This is a genomic window from Paenibacillus puerhi (genome assembly GCF_009846885.1).
GTDB classification, from domain to species: Bacteria; Bacillota; Bacilli; order Paenibacillales; family NBRC-103111; genus Paenibacillus_G; species Paenibacillus_G puerhi.
The window spans coordinates 147,715-163,254 of record NZ_WUWM01000013.1 but is presented as its reverse complement, the minus strand read 5'-3'; the positions used below and the strand labels follow the sequence as shown (position 1 = coordinate 163,254).

16 protein-coding genes are annotated in these 15,540 nt (G+C 52.2%); 2 read left to right on the top strand and 14 right to left on the bottom strand.

Annotated features, from left to right (window positions below; all coding sequences use genetic code 11):
• Positions 1-8: 8 nt before the first annotated feature.
• From ectB to GSF01_RS13970, 7 genes are all read right to left on the bottom strand, one after another.
• Positions 9-1,283: a diaminobutyrate--2-oxoglutarate transaminase gene (gene ectB, locus GSF01_RS14000; RefSeq protein WP_159884980.1), complete on the bottom strand. Its 1,275-nt coding sequence runs from the start codon at positions 1,281-1,283 to the stop codon at positions 9-11.
• A gap of 82 nt (positions 1,284-1,365) precedes the next feature.
• Positions 1,366-2,160 (bottom strand): thioesterase II family protein, encoded by a 795-nt coding sequence (locus tag GSF01_RS13995; protein ID WP_159884978.1) that lies wholly within the window; start codon positions 2,158-2,160, stop codon positions 1,366-1,368.
• A gap of 57 nt (positions 2,161-2,217) precedes the next feature.
• Positions 2,218-3,423: an ABC transporter permease gene (locus tag GSF01_RS13990; protein ID WP_159884976.1), complete on the bottom strand. Its 1,206-nt coding sequence runs from the start codon at positions 3,421-3,423 to the stop codon at positions 2,218-2,220.
• Positions 3,420-4,109 carry an ABC transporter ATP-binding protein gene (locus tag GSF01_RS13985; RefSeq protein ID WP_159884974.1) on the bottom strand — a complete coding sequence of 230 codons (690 nt, stop codon included), beginning with the start codon at positions 4,107-4,109 and terminating at the stop codon, positions 3,420-3,422. The genes GSF01_RS13990 and GSF01_RS13985 overlap by 4 nt, the downstream gene beginning before the upstream one ends.
• Positions 4,106-5,215, bottom strand: coding sequence for an efflux RND transporter periplasmic adaptor subunit (locus tag GSF01_RS13980; protein WP_159884972.1), 1,110 nt, complete (start codon positions 5,213-5,215; stop codon positions 4,106-4,108). Before GSF01_RS13980 ends, GSF01_RS13985 begins: the two co-directional genes overlap by 4 nt.
• Before the next feature lie 162 nt (positions 5,216-5,377).
• Entirely contained in the window at positions 5,378-7,486 is a 2,109-nt protein-coding gene (locus GSF01_RS13975; protein WP_159884970.1) for a hypothetical protein, read from the bottom strand.
• A gap of 174 nt (positions 7,487-7,660) precedes the next feature.
• Entirely contained in the window at positions 7,661-8,446 is a 786-nt protein-coding gene (locus tag GSF01_RS13970; protein WP_159884968.1) for a glucose 1-dehydrogenase, read from the bottom strand.
• Positions 8,447-8,697: 251 nt separating this feature from the next.
• Here GSF01_RS13970 and GSF01_RS13965 point away from each other — a divergent pair, with 251 nt between their 5' ends.
• Both GSF01_RS13965 and GSF01_RS13960 read left to right on the top strand, forming a co-directional pair.
• Positions 8,698-9,237 carry an NADPH-dependent FMN reductase gene (locus GSF01_RS13965; RefSeq protein ID WP_159884966.1) on the top strand — a complete coding sequence of 180 codons (540 nt, stop codon included), beginning with the start codon at positions 8,698-8,700 and terminating at the stop codon, positions 9,235-9,237.
• 206 nt (positions 9,238-9,443) lie between these two features.
• Positions 9,444-10,058, top strand: a complete 615-nt coding sequence (locus GSF01_RS13960) for an SCO family protein (protein ID WP_159884964.1) — start codon at positions 9,444-9,446, stop codon at positions 10,056-10,058.
• Between the two features lie 4 nt (positions 10,059-10,062).
• Here the strand turns inward: GSF01_RS13960 and GSF01_RS13955 are convergent, their stop codons facing one another.
• From GSF01_RS13955 to GSF01_RS13925, 7 genes are all read right to left on the bottom strand, one after another.
• The gene (locus GSF01_RS13955; protein WP_235941485.1) at positions 10,063-10,914 is read right to left on the bottom strand and encodes a cytochrome c oxidase assembly protein; all 852 of its coding nucleotides are present in this window, start codon (positions 10,912-10,914) and stop codon (positions 10,063-10,065) included.
• A gap of 53 nt (positions 10,915-10,967) precedes the next feature.
• Positions 10,968-11,300 carry a c-type cytochrome gene (locus GSF01_RS13950; RefSeq protein WP_159884962.1) on the bottom strand — a complete coding sequence of 111 codons (333 nt, stop codon included), beginning with the start codon at positions 11,298-11,300 and terminating at the stop codon, positions 10,968-10,970.
• A gap of 25 nt (positions 11,301-11,325) precedes the next feature.
• Positions 11,326-11,973: a response regulator gene (locus tag GSF01_RS13945; RefSeq protein WP_159884960.1), complete on the bottom strand. Its 648-nt coding sequence runs from the start codon at positions 11,971-11,973 to the stop codon at positions 11,326-11,328.
• A complete protein-coding gene (locus tag GSF01_RS13940; RefSeq protein ID WP_328803680.1) occupies positions 11,939-12,640 on the bottom strand; it encodes a sensor histidine kinase in 702 nt (233 codons plus the stop codon). Before GSF01_RS13940 ends, GSF01_RS13945 begins: the two co-directional genes overlap by 35 nt.
• Before the next feature lie 349 nt (positions 12,641-12,989).
• Positions 12,990-14,258, bottom strand: a complete 1,269-nt coding sequence (locus GSF01_RS13935; RefSeq protein ID WP_159884958.1) for an erythromycin esterase family protein — start codon at positions 14,256-14,258, stop codon at positions 12,990-12,992.
• Positions 14,259-14,404: 146 nt separating this feature from the next.
• The gene (locus GSF01_RS13930; RefSeq protein ID WP_235941494.1) at positions 14,405-14,872 is read right to left on the bottom strand and encodes a flavodoxin family protein; all 468 of its coding nucleotides are present in this window, start codon (positions 14,870-14,872) and stop codon (positions 14,405-14,407) included.
• 111 nt (positions 14,873-14,983) lie between these two features.
• On the bottom strand, positions 14,984-15,538 hold the full coding sequence (locus GSF01_RS13925) for a GNAT family N-acetyltransferase (RefSeq protein WP_159884956.1): 555 nt from the start codon (positions 15,536-15,538) through the stop codon (positions 14,984-14,986).
• Positions 15,539-15,540 lie beyond the last annotated feature (2 nt).

Here is a 15,540-nt window from a genome sequence, read left to right as displayed (position 1 = left end):
GCAGAAGCTTAATTTACGACCAGCTCCAAAGTGTCCATTGCATATTCCATGGAATGCTTGATAATCTCGCAGCCGGTTTTCAGATTCTCCATAGATACGGTGAGCGGAGGCATCAGCTTGATGACGGTATCGTTCCGTCCGGCCCGTTCGATAACGAGACCATTCTCAAAGCATCGGGCGGCAATCTGCTTGGCCTTTGCTTCATCGGCAAAGCCGGACACATCGATGCCCCAGATTAAGCCAAGCCCGCGAATCGTAATGTCGGGATGCAGAGGCTTGATCTCTTTCTCCAAAAATTCTTTCACATAGGCTTCCTTATAAAAGACTTGCTCCTCAAGTCCTGTTAGCTCACGCAGCTCCAGTGCGGCCTTCGCCGAAACAAATGCGAGCTGATTGCCCCGGAATGTGCCGTTATGCTCGCCTGGCTCCCAAAGATCGAGCTCGGGCTTGAACAGCAGCAGGGACATAGGGAGTCCGTATCCGCTGATAGACTTGGAAAGTACGACCATGTCCGGGATGATGCCGGCCTTCTCAAAGGAGAAGAACGGTCCGGTTCGGCCGCAGCCTACTTGAATATCGTCGATAATAAGCAGGATATCATGCTCTGTGCACAGCTGCCGGAGGCTGATCAGAAACTCAGCGCCCAGCGTATAAATCCCGCCCTCCGCTTGCGTGGTTTCCAGAATAAAGGCAGCCGGCTTATCGATGCCGGAATGCGAATCCGTTAATATTTCTCTCATGTATTGAATGGAGTCTAGGCCGCCAAAATTTCCGCTTGGATGGGGAATGAACGTGACCTGGTCTAAGGAGATTCCGGCTCCTGCGCGGGATGATTTATTGCTGGTAGCCGCCAGGCTGCCGAGTGACATGCCGTGGAAAGCGCCCATGAAAGCAAAGATTCCTGTCCGTTTCTTGACCTTCCTAGCCAGCTTGAATGCGGCCTCGACGGCATTCGTCCCGGTAGGACCGGTAAATTGCAGCTTGTAATTCAGACCTTTCGCGTTCAGCAGCTGCCTGGAGAAGGTTACGATGAAGTCTTCCTTAGCCTTCGTATACATGTCGAGACCGTGCATGATCCGGTCGCTATGCAAATAATCGAGGATTCGTTCTTTTATGTACTCGTTGTTGTGCCCATAATTCAGCGCACCCGCTCCTGCGAAAAAATCAATGTAGGCGCCGCCTTTGTCGGAATATAACAAATCCCCCTTTGCCTTGTCGAAAATGATGGGAAAGCTTCTGCAATACGATCTTACATTGGACTCCAATTGTTCAAAAATAGTCATGACTCCTCATCCTCCATTGGTTTATTTTATCTATGCGTTAAATCCTTGTTACCTGAGGGTTTCGTCATAGATGCTCAGAACCTTATCCCGTTCGGACATGTACGGGTTCCGTGATGGAGGCGGTATGGAGTAAGGTGTCTTGGAGGACGTGCAGAATACGCCCCCGTTCCCGGACGGTATTCAAGAAAAAATGGTCGCCTTCCAGCAAATGAAGATCGAATTCGCCCAGACTGCGTTCCCGCCACGCCTTCAAGGATTCGAGGCTTACCTCGTAATCCTCGGTCCCCCCGAACACGGTAATCGGGCAGGTTAGCGGTTGAGCCGCCTTCGTAGGCATATACTGCTCGCAGACGGCAAAGTCTGCCCGGATGCGGGGCATCAGCATGGCCATCAATTCCTCATGCTGCAGCACTTCAGGTGGCGTTCCGTTCATCCTGAGCAGCTCCAGCTTAAACTCGGCATCAGGCAGATGCGACCGGTTCTTCCGGGTCATCCGGTAGCCGGGGGCGGACTGCCCCGATACAAACAGATGGACGGGCTGCTTGCCGTATCGCTCCCGTGCGGCCAGAGCCGCCTCATAGGCGATCATCGCCCCCATGCTGTGGCCGAAGAATGCAAAGGGCTTATGCAGTAAGGGCTCAATCTCAGCCATAAAGGCGGAGACAATCTGCTGAACCGCAGCCATCGGCGGCTCCTGCCACCTGCTCTCGCGACCCGGAAGCTGAACCGGACATACCTCCATATCTTCATGGAAAAACTCCGTCCAGTCCCGGTATACGGAAGCTCCTCCGCCAGCGTAAGGGAAGCAGAACAACCGGACTTTAGCCGTAGAAAGAATATTCGCGTTCGAACACCAGGCGTGATAGAAAGTTGTCACAGGCGGCCACTCCCTTATGAATCATAATTTTGGCGATAACCATGATAAGCGCAACCGCTATTCGTACCGCAAGGATTCAATCGGCTGCATATTGGCCGCTTTTTTGGCCGGGTACCAGCCGAAGAACAGTCCGACGGAGGCGGAGAACCCGAATGCGACGGCAACCGTCCAGGCCGACATGACGAAGGGCCAGCTTGTAAGCAGGGAGAAGGCAAAGGAGCCGAGTCCCCCGATCAGAACGCCGACGACTCCGCCGATGAAGCAAAGAATGATCGCTTCCATCATAAACTGCTGCAAAATCAACCCCGGCGTCGCTCCGATCGCTTTGCGCGTCCCGATCTCCCTGGTGCGCTCTGTAACGGATACGAGCATAATGTTCATGACTCCTATACCGCCGACGAGCAGCGATATCCCGGCGATGGAGCCGATCAAGATCTGAAGCATATTGAAGATGAGATCCAGACTTTGCTGGAAGTCCTCCACCTTCTGCACCTCATAGTCCGACACTTTACCCTGATTTTCTCGGCTCAGGTGCTTCACTACCGCTTTGCTGACCAGATCGCTCTGGGCCGGATCGACGGAATCAGCTATCACCATAAGCGTATCGATCTTCTTATTGGCGCTATTCTTCTGCAAAGGAAGCGAATCATAAGGCATATACGCGCTGTAGCTCTTGCCACTTAAGCCTGCGAGTAGCGACTTGTCGGATTTAAACACGCCAATGATTTCATACTTGCTGTTGTCCAAGGTCACTTTCCGGTGAAGAGCCTGCTCTGAGGAGCCGAATTCGTGTATGGCGTAATCCGATTCGACTACGATCACTTTTTGTCTTGAGGTTTGCTGTCCGGCGGTGAAGAAGCGTCCCGCCTCCATCTTGAGGTTGTAAAATTGAACGATGTTGGCGGACGCGCCTGTCATCATGAATGTAATCGTCTCGCCTTTTGATTTCGACTCCATCGTCAGGTTCAACGATCCCGAGGCGATTCTTACCCCTTCCATTCGGTTGACCTGCTTCGCGTCATCCATCGAAAGCATAGTCCGGTCCGTGGAAGAGGTCGTGCCGAACGAGGGGGTGACGAAGAATACGCCCGGGGAATATTTGGCAAGCTCGGAGACGACAGAGCCCCGTCCGATTTGCCCGATGGAGACGACCAGTACGACGGAAGCGACTCCGACTACGATCCCGATCATCGTCAGAAGGGATCTCAGCTTATTGACCCGCAGGCTGTCGAGCGAGATCTGAAGATTTTGCCATATAGTCATAGTCGATCACTTCCTCTACGGCGATCCTCGATGATTTCTCCGTCGCCGAAACGAAGAATTCGCTTGGCGTGCTCGGCAATATCCATCTCATGCGTAATGACAATAACGGTTGAGCCTTCCTCATTCAATTGGGTGAACAAATCCATGATTTCATGCGAGGATTTCTGATCCAGGTTGCCTGTCGGTTCATCTGCGAGCAATATCGAGGGATTCATAGTCAGAGCCCTTGCGATCGCGACCCGCTGCTTCTGTCCGCCAGACAGCTCGCTGGGCCTGTGATGAACACGCGCGCCGAGACCTACCTTTTCCAGCAGACTTTGAGCTCTCTGTGCCCGAACGGACGATGGCAGCCCGCCATATACCATCGGAAGCTCCACATTTTGCTGAACGCTTTGCCTCGGGAGCAGATTGAAGTTCTGGAATACAAAGCCGATCTTCTTGTTACGAACCTTGGCCAATTCCTTCTCGGTTAGCGAGTGTACCTCTTCGTTATCCAGCATGTAGGTGCCCCCGCTCGGGATATCCAGGCAACCGAGAATATTCATCAACGTGGACTTGCCCGAGCCCGACGGGCCGATGATGGCCACATAATCCCCCTTTTCCACGAGCAGATTAGTCGGCTTAAGGGCTTGAACCTCCAGGGCTCCATTACGATATACTTTATAAATCCCCTCCAGTTCAATCATCCGGTTGTCACCCGGGTGCCATCCTTCATGTCCGGCGACGGCGAGCTGATGACCGAATCATTAGCCTGCAGTCCTTCCAGCACTTCGATCTGCTCGTCGTCCTCCTCCCCTACCTTTATGCTCGTTTTAACCGCTTTTTGATCGGCCACCCGAAATACATATGCGTTCTGGCCCTCCCGCTTGACTGCCGTTAAGGGGACAAGCAGACGCGGAGCATTCTGTACGGTGACTTGTACGGTTGTTTTGAACCCCGGGCGCAGTTCCTCTGCCTGCTCCTTCAGATCGACCGTCACCTCCACCACCGTTTCCTTCGCATCCAGCTCGGACGGGACAGCAACCGGAGAAATGGCGGTGATGATTCCGGGATATTTCGTCGTGAAGGCTTCCCCCGTCACCTCCACCGCCATCCCCACCTTGGTCAGGTTGACGTCGTTTTCACTCATATTCGCCTTCACCTGCAATTGGCTGACATTGGTGACCTTGAACGCGTAGGTGCCCTGGGCAACTTCTTGTCCTTCTTTAACAAGCACTTCGGTCACCACGCCGTCAATATCTGCGAATAACCGGCTTTTTTCGAGTTTGGCTTGCAATTCCTCCATACGGGAGCGCGTATGGCTCATCTTTAAATCAAACAGCCTCACATCGGCTTCACTGCTATCACCCAGAGCGTCACGGCTTGTCGATGCCCCGGTTTCGCTCATTTCTTTTTTCATGTCCTCGAACGTTTGCTTCCTCGATTTTTCGTCATCCTTGATAAATTTCTGCTTCTCGGCCTCGTTAAGCTCCAGCTGCTGCCTCTCCTGCTTGAGCTGGGCTTGCGTGTCGGTGGTGGCGAGGGTCAGTAATTCCTGGCCCTTCTTAACCGACGCTCCCTTGCTCACATGCACCTTCTCGATGATGCCCGAGCTGGCAGCAAAATGCTCCTTGGCTACTTTGGCTTCCAGCTTGCCGTTCGCGAATACCTCTCTTACGATCTGACCTTCTTGGACCGTGACGACCTGTACGGCCGTCGATTTTCCGGCATTGTTGGTAAAAACGATCGAAACTCCGATTACAATTACAATAAGTACAACAATTCCTACTGTCCAAATCGCTTTTTTCGACACCTACCCTACTCACTCCATTCTCTATGAGGAATAACAAAAGCGGTCAGGAATACTTTACCAACGGTTTGTAACCTCCGTGTTATTCCCATTTGAAGAATATATTAACATGTAAACTCGTTTGAAAAAAGCCCGTAGCTCAAAATGAGACTCCGGGCATGCCTTTTAATCGGTTTTAGTAAACCAGTCGGCATATTGCGTCGCTAGCAGCTTGCGCTGTCCCTGTACTTCCTCATACAAACTTAGCTTGTATTTCTTCAAGTAACTCGATTTATAGATAAAGTCGGGGTCCGTGATCTGAATGGTGAAATTCTCATGCTTGCCCATCTTTAGCTTGGTCCCGATGGTTTCCGGCGTTTCCCCGTCTACAGGATCGACATCCTTCAGCTCGAAGGATCTTTCGAAAGACTTCTCGCCGCCTCCGTCTTCAAACACGAGGACAAGCTTATGGCCGTCCATATTGACCGGCTGATGTTTCTCGCGTGTAATCTCATAGTCGAATTTAAACGTGAACGTATCCAGATTTATGCTGGTCGAAAAATGGTTCAGCGTGATCTCGTACGGATACAAGCTGACCTTCTTCAGAGAATCCTGCACGCTCGACTTTGCTTCAGGAAGGCGAAAAGCAACGGGATTCACATAGGCGTCAGGTTTGTCTTCGGCTGCCGACAGCTTGCCTTCCGTAACCGATTGGCCCAGAATCAGCTGCATATTCTCCGTCGAGAAGCCTTTCGGCACCAGGGCGGCTACCTGCAGCAAGGCTGTGCCCTCAGGGCTTATGCGCTGCGCGACATCGGCGACAGAAGCGGGCAGCAGCGTTCCGTCTGCCCCTCTGAATTGAGCGGCAAGCTTGGTAAGCGCGCTGTATCTCTGTTCCAGGTTCGTCGCTTCCACTTGGGCGAGAACCAACGATCCGGTATTGCTCGTGTATCGGCTCAAGCTGCGCACCCGAACATCCATGCTTCTGCCTGTTTCCGCGAATTGATAAGGCCCCACGGAGTCATGGAACGGTATAGGCTGAAGCTCGGAGTCGCCAGACAGCTCCAGGACATCCGTTGTCAACGTCTCGCTTTCCTTCTCTTGAAGCACAAGCTTGACTCGAGAAAATTCTGAGCGGTAAGGAAGGGCGGCCACCATCTGAAGGCCGGCAGAGGTTTGAGCATCCAGATTCGCTACATCTGTCGTTTGGATCGCCTTCGCTTCAATTTTCACCTTATCGTCAAGTAAAAAATAACCCGTTAAATTAGGAATAGGCAGCGCATCCGTGCCCGTATTGCCAAGCGAGAGATTAGCACTTAGCAAATCACGGTCTTCCCACGGAAAGCGGGACATCGCGTTCATGCGTGCTGTATACACCCCGTCCTTGGTCGTAAAGGTGTAGTCGGTGCCTAACGAGCCCTTCTGGTTGAGGGCGGCTTCCGGAAGCTGGAATGCTCCGGCCTGCAGCTTGATGGGCAGATCCGGGACGCTTTCGGTCAGAACCAGTTCCCATTGACCGGCATCAACCGCGATAGGAATGGTGCCTGACAGCTCAATATCCTTCTTTTCCTTAGGCTTGATGACCACATCCTTGGCGCCTCTTGGCTCCAAAGGGTATAAAAGTCCATCCGGCGTTCGGATCGAATATTGATATTCCGGTAGTTTTGCCGTATGAGACCCGCTATTTTCTAGTGTGATAAATACGTTTGGGACATGGTATTTTTCATTCGTATGGCTGATGAGCTTCTTGATCGAGGCTTGCATGTCTGTTTCGCCTATCCGCAAGACAGACGTTTCATGGGAGGGTGTGACATCCTTATAGGTTTCCGGTACCGCCACGGCGCCAAGCGACCTCTCGAAGTTAGGCTGATTGAATTCCCACTTCATAAATTCAACGATGAGGTCTTGCACCTGCGTGTTTTCGTTAACCGTGGCATAATACGTCAGTTTGGTCGTCGAACCGGGCGCTACATGAGTTTTGGCAAGATCGGACGGCAGCATGCGGACCGGGAATTGGCTGCCGGATTTATTCGTCAGCCGGAGCCAGTAATCGATCACTTTCATCGCACGGTCTCCGCCGTTGTGGATATGGATATTCAGGATGGCTGTTTTGCCATTCTGGGAAGCAGTCAGGTGAAGCTGCTCCAGTACAAAGTAACTTTGGCTCGTGATCGCAATCGTTTTTCCAATTCTCATGTCGGCATGGACAAGCGGGGCCGGCCATGCCGAGCCTAGCGTTACCGTCATGGCGACGGCTAAAGCGGCTATCTTCCTGTAGGAACTTTTCACGCGCATAATTACTTCCTTTCTCCTGTAGAGGGATATTATGTATATTTCTGTCGTAATACATGTTCGGTATGATACGGCTGATTCCTCCCTCTTCACAATTTTTTCACGATCGAAATAGCCCGCCCCCTCTCATCGAGGAAGCAGGCTAGGATGATTAGCAGGCATGAAATGTGCCTTTGATTAATATTTATAGGATTGCCCGCCATCGATCGGAATCACGACGGCGTTGATAAATGCGGCTTCATCCGATAACAGAAAAGCAACCAAGTGCGCCACTTCTTCCGGCTTTCCGAACCTTTTCATCGGATTTACGCTGACAAATTGTTGGCCGGCCGCTTCCCACTGATCGCCGCCGATTTGCTTCAAGGAGGCTTCAACCATAGGAGTCATAATCGCCCCCGGCGCGATCGCCTTGATGCTTATCCCATATTGTCCGTACTCTACGCCCGAATTTCTTGTTAATCCTACCACTCCGTGCTTACTCGCTGCATATCCCGTCTGATTGCCGACGCCCCGGATTCCTCCGACGGAGGCCGTATTTACAATAGCTCCAAAGCCCTGCTTCTTCATGACCTCCAGCACATATTTCATCCCATAGAAAACTCCGTTAAGATTGATGCCGACTACTTTTTGGAACTCGTCAATCCCATATTCGGCCGTAGGATTTTGCTTGCCTTCGATTCCTGCATTATTGAAGAATCCATCAATTTTTCCATACGCAGCTACGGTTTCCTTCACATATTGTTGAACGGCTTGAACGTCCGACACATCGGCCGTAACCACAAGCACCTCGGCTTCAGGCGACTTTTGCAGGATGACTGCTTTCGACTCGTCCAGGGACGCACGATTCAAATCGACTAAAGCCAGCCTAGCTCCTTCTTGAGCCAGCTGGAGGGCCGTTGCCCTCCCTAGGCCTGAGCCTGCTCCAGTGATGATGACCACTTTATCCTCAAAACGTTTGTTCATTTCTCCATGATCCCTTCCTTAGCTTTCTCAAAATTGACATCATTTTGTACTATTAATAAGTTAAACAAAGGAGCAGAATTTATACGTAAGTAAATGAAAAAAGCAACTTACTAACTATACGTAAGTTGCTTGACAAAAGGAATTTGGTGAGCTAAGATAATCACATATCCAAATCATGAAGTAAGGCGGTATAACTAATGGGATTTCTAGACAAACTATTCGGTAGAACTAATCTTGAGGAGGACAAAATGATGTCAAAATTAAACATCGGTATTATCTTGGGAAGCACTCGTCAAGGACGTGTAAGTCCACAGGTCGGGGAATGGGTAAAGGGCATTGCCGACAAACGCGGAGACGCCAATTATGAAATCGTGGATATCGCAGACTACAAGCTTCCGCTACTGGGAGAAGCCGATGCAACCGAACAGGCAACGGCTTGGAATACGAAGCTCGCCAGTCTAGACGGCTTCGTATTTATCGTACAGGAATACAACCACAGTATATCTGGATCCTTGAAAAATGCCCTCGATTATGCCCGTGAAGCATGGAACAATAAGGCTGCAGGGATCGTAAGCTATGGTTCCGTAGGCGGTGCCCGCGCGGCTGAGCATCTGCGCGGCATATTGGGAGAATTGTCCGTTGCGGACGTCCGCATTCACCCCGCCTTGTCGTTGTTCACGGATTTCGAGAACGGAACAGTTTTCAAGCCTGCCGATCTGCATCTGACTAACGTTAATGGCATGCTTGACCAGGTAGTCGCCTGGAGCGGCGCCTTGAAAACATTGCGCTAATCGCACCGACACTTATTCAGAAAAATCAAAGAAAAGAAGCCCTCCGGGAAATGGTTGAACATGATGCCATTTCGTTAGGATGGGCTTCTTCTTTGTGCTGCAACGGGAGATAGCACTTAGGAGTCATAGGTTGGCGGGACTTTCCATGGTATAATAGAGGTTACAGACATCTAAACTACATGATAAGATAAGGAGCTTTATAAAGAATGAAGGCTGCGCTTAAGCAACATGGCTTCAAACTGACGGTCATCGTGCTGTTAGTCGCTCTGGCCCTGAGTATGCTCAGCTGGCTCAAGCAGGATCGTCCGCCGCTTCCCTCGATCAAACAAGCACCCGACTTCAGCTTGCTCGATATGGATGGGCAACCCGTGAAGCTATCCGATTCTCACGGCAAAGTGCGACTCATCTCCTTCATGTTCACCAGTTGTCCGGATATATGTCCGATGACGACTTATAATATGGTGAAGCTGCAGAATGATTTGAAGCAGCAGGGGCTTTGGGGCGATCAGGTGCAATTTCTTTCTATAACCTTCGATCCGCTAACAGATACCCCGGAGGTATTCAGCAAATACGGCGAGCGCATGGGCGTGGACCCTTCGGGCTGGACGCTTCTAACCGGCACGGAGAAAGAAACGGCCGATGTCGCCAAAAGCTTCGGGGTCGTTGTCCAGAAAATGCCTGACGGCAGCTTCGCGCACACGGTAACTTCCCTCTTCCTCGTGGATACCAAAGGTAAAATTCGGAAAATCTATCCTATGGGCGAAGATATGAACCATGATGAGCTCATGAAAATGATCCGGCTGTTAGCCGGATCCGCGTAAGAGGTCAAGAGGCCGAGGGCAGCAGAGGATTGTCCGGATCGTCTGCTTTTTCACTCCTGTACCATTTGAAGAAAATAAGGCCGAGCACCGTCCCGTAGGCGATCTCTTGCATAATCTTCATGATCACTCCGCCGAGCTGCTGGTCTCCCAGTTGCGTAAGCCATTTGGATTCAAACGCCGGCTGATCGACCGTCATCGAATAAAATGGCAGGCACAGCAGACGGGTTTCTCCGGTATATATAGCATACAAAGGTTCCCGGGCAAAAATAATGAGCGCGCAAGCGGGCGTCAGCATAAGACCGTTCAAGAAGATATAGCCGATCTTTTTGATCGGAGAAATGATTTGCTTGCCGACCGGTGTAAAGACGGACCACCAAAGACCGAAAGCGGTAAGGATCAAAAAGATATGGACGACTTTATGAAGCGCGTAGTTGGACATCGTCGCTTCGAAGATAAGCGGGATATGATAGAAGGAAAACGTCCCGTTAAATAAAAACATAGCGACGAGCGGCTGCCCGAACACCGCCACGATCCCCCGGCCGATCTTGTACTTTACGACTAATTCATAGAAGCTTCGCGGCAGTCCCGAGAAGATGAGCGGCGGAACAATCAGATATAAGATGGACTGCTGGAGCATATGCATACTGAAATAAAAATGCCCAAGGACATTCAACGGGCCGCCAAGCGCGAAGTATAAGAGAAATGTGCCGGCTATAAAAGAAATGGAGCCTCTGCGGGACACCCCGTCCCCCTTATATCTCCAATAGAAAACGATGGCAAGCATGGCCATAATCGCTAATTCCGGACTGAAAACCGACCTGAACCCGTAGGTTTCTACAAGTATGCCGATGTTCAAGATTCATACTCCCCTTTCCTGTTCAGAATGATAGTTTGTTTAGCCTTTCGCAGCTATTGCTCGGCAAGCCATTCGGCCAAGGCTTGGATATCGGTCTCCCTCAGCTTCGCTGAATAAGAGGGCATTCCTCCCCCGCCATGCTGAATTTTGGCGACGATCTGCTCCTTATCCAGTCGGGTTCCTACCTTCTGCAAGCCCGGTCCCATCCCGCCCTGCAGCTGATCCCCATGGCAGGCAAGACAGCTGGACTTGTAAATCGCTTGAACGCTTGCAGCTTCTGTCGATGCCTGTTTTTGTTCTTGGCTCCCCGGAGCCGCGCTGCTACATGCGGTGCAGGCCAAGACAAGCGCAGCCGCAAGAACGAAAGTTAAGCGAGATTGTCTCAAGAAAGCCTCTCCTCCTTAGCCTACGCTAGGCTTGCAGCCAGCCTTTCTCGTAAGCGTACCTCATGAGCTGCACGCGATTGTCCAGATGAAGCTTATGCAAAATATTTTTCAGATGGTTCTTCACCGTATGCTCGGAAATGTCCAGCTCCTCGGATATCTCTTTGTTGGATCTCCCCCGCGCGACACATTCTAAAATCTCCTTCTCCCTCAAAGTCAGCGGCGATTTTTCGGGCACGTTCGTTTTCGCCAGCGTAAACTCCTGCAGAAGCCGCACCGCGACTTCTCGGGACATCGGCGCTTCATCGATCGCGACGGCCCGTAAGTATTCATGCCAGGAGGCCGGACTAAGGTTTTTCAGCAGGTATCCCTGCGCCCCCCGCTTGATCGCTTCGAACAGGTGGGTAATATCCCCCGAAACGGTTACCATTACGATTTTGACGTAGGGGAACCGTTCCTTGATGACTTTCGTCGCTTCGAGGCCATCCACCTGCGGCATCCGGATATCCATAAGGATCAAGTCCGGCATGTATTGCTCCGCCAGTTGGATCGCTTCATCCCCGTTGACGGCCTCGCCCACGATCTCGAAAGAAGGATCCAGCTCGATAATATCCCTCATGGCCTCTCGGGCATGCGCATGATCATCGGCGAGTACTATCCGGATCGGTTGTATCATCGGTCTCCTCCTTCCCGATCACCACCATTGTGAGATCTTGTTCTCGCTGCACTTCAAAGGTCCACTTGAGCTTGTCCGCCCTGTCCCGGATCATCGCCAGGCCAAAGCCTCCGCCGGAATCCGGCTCGCTGCCCGGCGCAAAGCCGGCTCCGTCATCCTTGATCACGCACCGCCAGCCTTGCTCCCGAACATCTTTCCCTTCAACCCATAGACGGGACGCCCCGGCATGCTTGTACACATTGATCATGGCCTCCCGGATCGTGGAGTAAAGCTCGACTTTTTCCTTCAGGGTGAGCCGATTATCTGTCAGGGACCAGTTCAGCTCTACGGCTATGCCCGTATCTTGTTTAAACTCAGCGACAAGATGCTGGAGCGACTCCAGCCAAGGCCTGGAGGCCGGGTTGGCCGGGTAGCGCAGGCTGGCGATTGCTTGCCTGACGTACTCGTTGACCTCATAGACCGTTTTACGAAGGCTCTGGTAAGCGGACTGCAGCGAATCGTTCCACCGCCCGGCGTGGCTTTGCTCCATGCGATCTACCCTGACCGATAGCAAGAACAGCGACTGAGCTATGCCGTCATGCAGCTCCTGCGCCATCTTTTCTCTTTCCTCCAGAGCCGCCTTGGCCGCTCTTTCTTTCTGAAGCTCCTCCTGCATAACCTCTATCATAGCAAAAAGCTTGCGAAGAAGCGTCATTGTCACCAAAAAGACAAGTAAAGGAGCTAACCAATTTCCCAAATCCATAGAAATGTAGGGCAGAAGAAAGGCGTGGCGCACATATTCCCACAATCCGATCGTAAGCGTAGGGATAATCAGGATTAAACTCTTCAAATGCCGGTATCGAATGCGCTGTCACTCCTTTAGCGTATCAACCTCCCTACATCTAATCACAGGTCCTTGGACCTGGCTATGACCCGGAAGAGCCATTTGGAGCGCCGTTCTTGAACAACCTTTGACATTTCTCACGTGAGTGGAAGGAACTTCAAAATATGCGAGCGTTTCCAGCCTTTCAGATCGCCTACAGGTAAAGGGTCTTTTCTTCCATAAGCGGGCTTAGGGCTTTCGTGCGATTGAGGTATACGAAGGCATCGTAGCGCTTCGCGACCACCGTCGGAACGTAATTGCCTTGCTCCCAAGCCGGATGATACACGACCCCAATCGCACGGTGACCGAGGGGCTTAGTTTCCAGCACTTCCTCCCTGTTGTCGAATATAAGAATTTTATCGTCGGCACCGCTCTGGTGAAGCAGCTCCTCCCAGCTGTCGGCCATAGCTTGGGGGACTTGCATGACTTCGGATGGAGCCCCCCATTCCTTTCCGGCGATCACCGTACCCTCGTAGCTGCCGAACCCGACGGCATACACGTCGCCCGGATGCTTCTCCCTCAGCAGCTGTCCCAAGTTGATCATTCCCTCTTCGATCATGTCCGTGGCGCGGGCGTCCCCGATATGCGTGTTATGCGCCCAGATCACCCCCCGCGCTTGAGGTCCATAGTACTCCATCAGGTTTTCCAACACATTAGCCATATGCCGATCTCTGATATTCCAGGATTCGGCATTGTGGCGGATCATCGAGCGATAGTACGCCTCCGCTCCTTTGACCGCCATGGCGTTCATCTCCGCATTAAACAGACTATCCCGGTCTTCCTCATCACCCGCGGTCATCCACCTGTCCGTCAAGCGATAGAGAAGCGCCAACACCTCATCCTCGCAGCCTTCTCCGTACAGCGCTGCAGATACTCCATAAGACTGCTCATTTCTTCCAAAAGGCTCCAGGCATTCGAAGGCTCGTTTCGCTTCCGGCAGGCTATCGGGAGCTTCAGCTTGAAGGTAGGTCAAAATGGCGTCCATGGACTCCCATAAGCTGTATACGTCCATTCCGAAGAAGCCTACCTGTTCTTCGGTAGGCTTCTCAGCGTTATAGTGTCGAAGCCACTCGGCGAATTCGAGGATTTCCTGGTTGGCCCACATCCAGGCGGGCCATCGGTTGAAGTCACTGAACGCTTCCTTCGCGTCCTCTTTGTCCAGACGCCCCTTCACATACCGATTCAGCCTATAGCAGGAGGGCCAGTCCCCTTCCACTGCGATAAAACGAATCCCCTGCTGCTGGATCAAGCGTTTAGTCAACTCTGCACGAAACGTATAGTACTCTGAGGTCCCATGAGAGGCTTCACCGAGAAGCACGTAACGTACCTTGTCCATGCGCTCCACAAGTTGGGAGAGATTATCTTGCAGGCCGCCTTGCAGCGTCACCTTGCGAATAGCTTGCAGAACCTGTTTTCTATCCATAGCCTTACCCCCTTATCCGGTATGTTTCCTTATTCATAGTTGTCCTTCGTGTCCTTTTTTATACAGAAGCGAGCTATCCTGGGGATGACGGAACTAACAAAAAAAAGAGGCGGCTCGGGGCCACCTCCTCCTCATGTTCATTCGACTTATGTCCAATTGTCCCTCCAACTGTCTACCTTCGCGAGCGCTTCCTTATCCCGAAGAATGTCCCCCGGCGTATTGGCCGTGCCGAGCACGTAACCGGCGAAATCGATGCCGACGAAGTCAAAGATGGACTGGAATTGCTGGATCAGAGGCTGTCCTTTTAAGTGAGGGTCGTCGTCCCCGACCGCGATGACATAAGCCTGCTTGCCTGCAAGTCCAGCCAAAAACGCTGGGCGATTCTCCACCAGGGACTGCGACCAGCGGTCGATGAACGTTTTGAGCAGCCCGGAGATCCCATACCAATAGATAGGAGTTGCGAAAACAAGCGTGTCCGCCGCCAGCACCCGGTCGATCAGCCCGCGGTAATCGTCGTCGGGATAGCCCCCGTTCTCCGTATGCCGGTAATCGATGATAGGCTGAAGCCGGTAGTCGGTCAAAAACAGATGCTCCGCTACCCTCCCTTCTACCAGCCGAGCCGCCAGCAGCTCCGTGTTTCCATGTCTCCGGTGAGCTTCCGTACAATACAGCAGTTTCCACCCGGGTTCATCTCCTTTGCTAGTCCGTTATACCGATGCGATCAGCTATGGGACCGCTGTCAGCAGAGCCTGGCCGTCAGCTATCGGAAGCCTATAGGCTTCAACAACGGTGCTCGCATCACTGCCGGGGAAGTCAAATTCCGGAGCGCGTTCGAAGCCCAGCCGCCGGTACAGTCGAACCGCGGCTCTCATCTGACTTGTCGTATGCAGGCCAAGGAAAGGCGCTCCGCTATGCCGCGCTCGTTTCGTACATTCACGGATTAGCCTAGTAGCGATCCCTTGACCGCGTGCGTCTGGATGAACGGCCAGCAGGCGGATTTCATGATAAGGTATCGTCGCTTCGAGCTTCTCGTATAAGCGGTCCACCGGCGGGTATAGGAGCAGACAACCGAGCAGACGTCCGTCCCGGAACGCTGCGATCCGCTCCGCAGGCAGATCTTCCTGCAGCCACAGGTCTTGCATCGACTGCTTGTAGCCAGCCCAAAAATCAAGGTCATAGCTTTCCTGGTACTCGCTGTAGGCTTGAATGGATAATCTAGCGGCTTCCCCTCTCTCTTCGGGCAGCGCATCCCGAACCAACAAACCGGCTTCGTCTGACATCG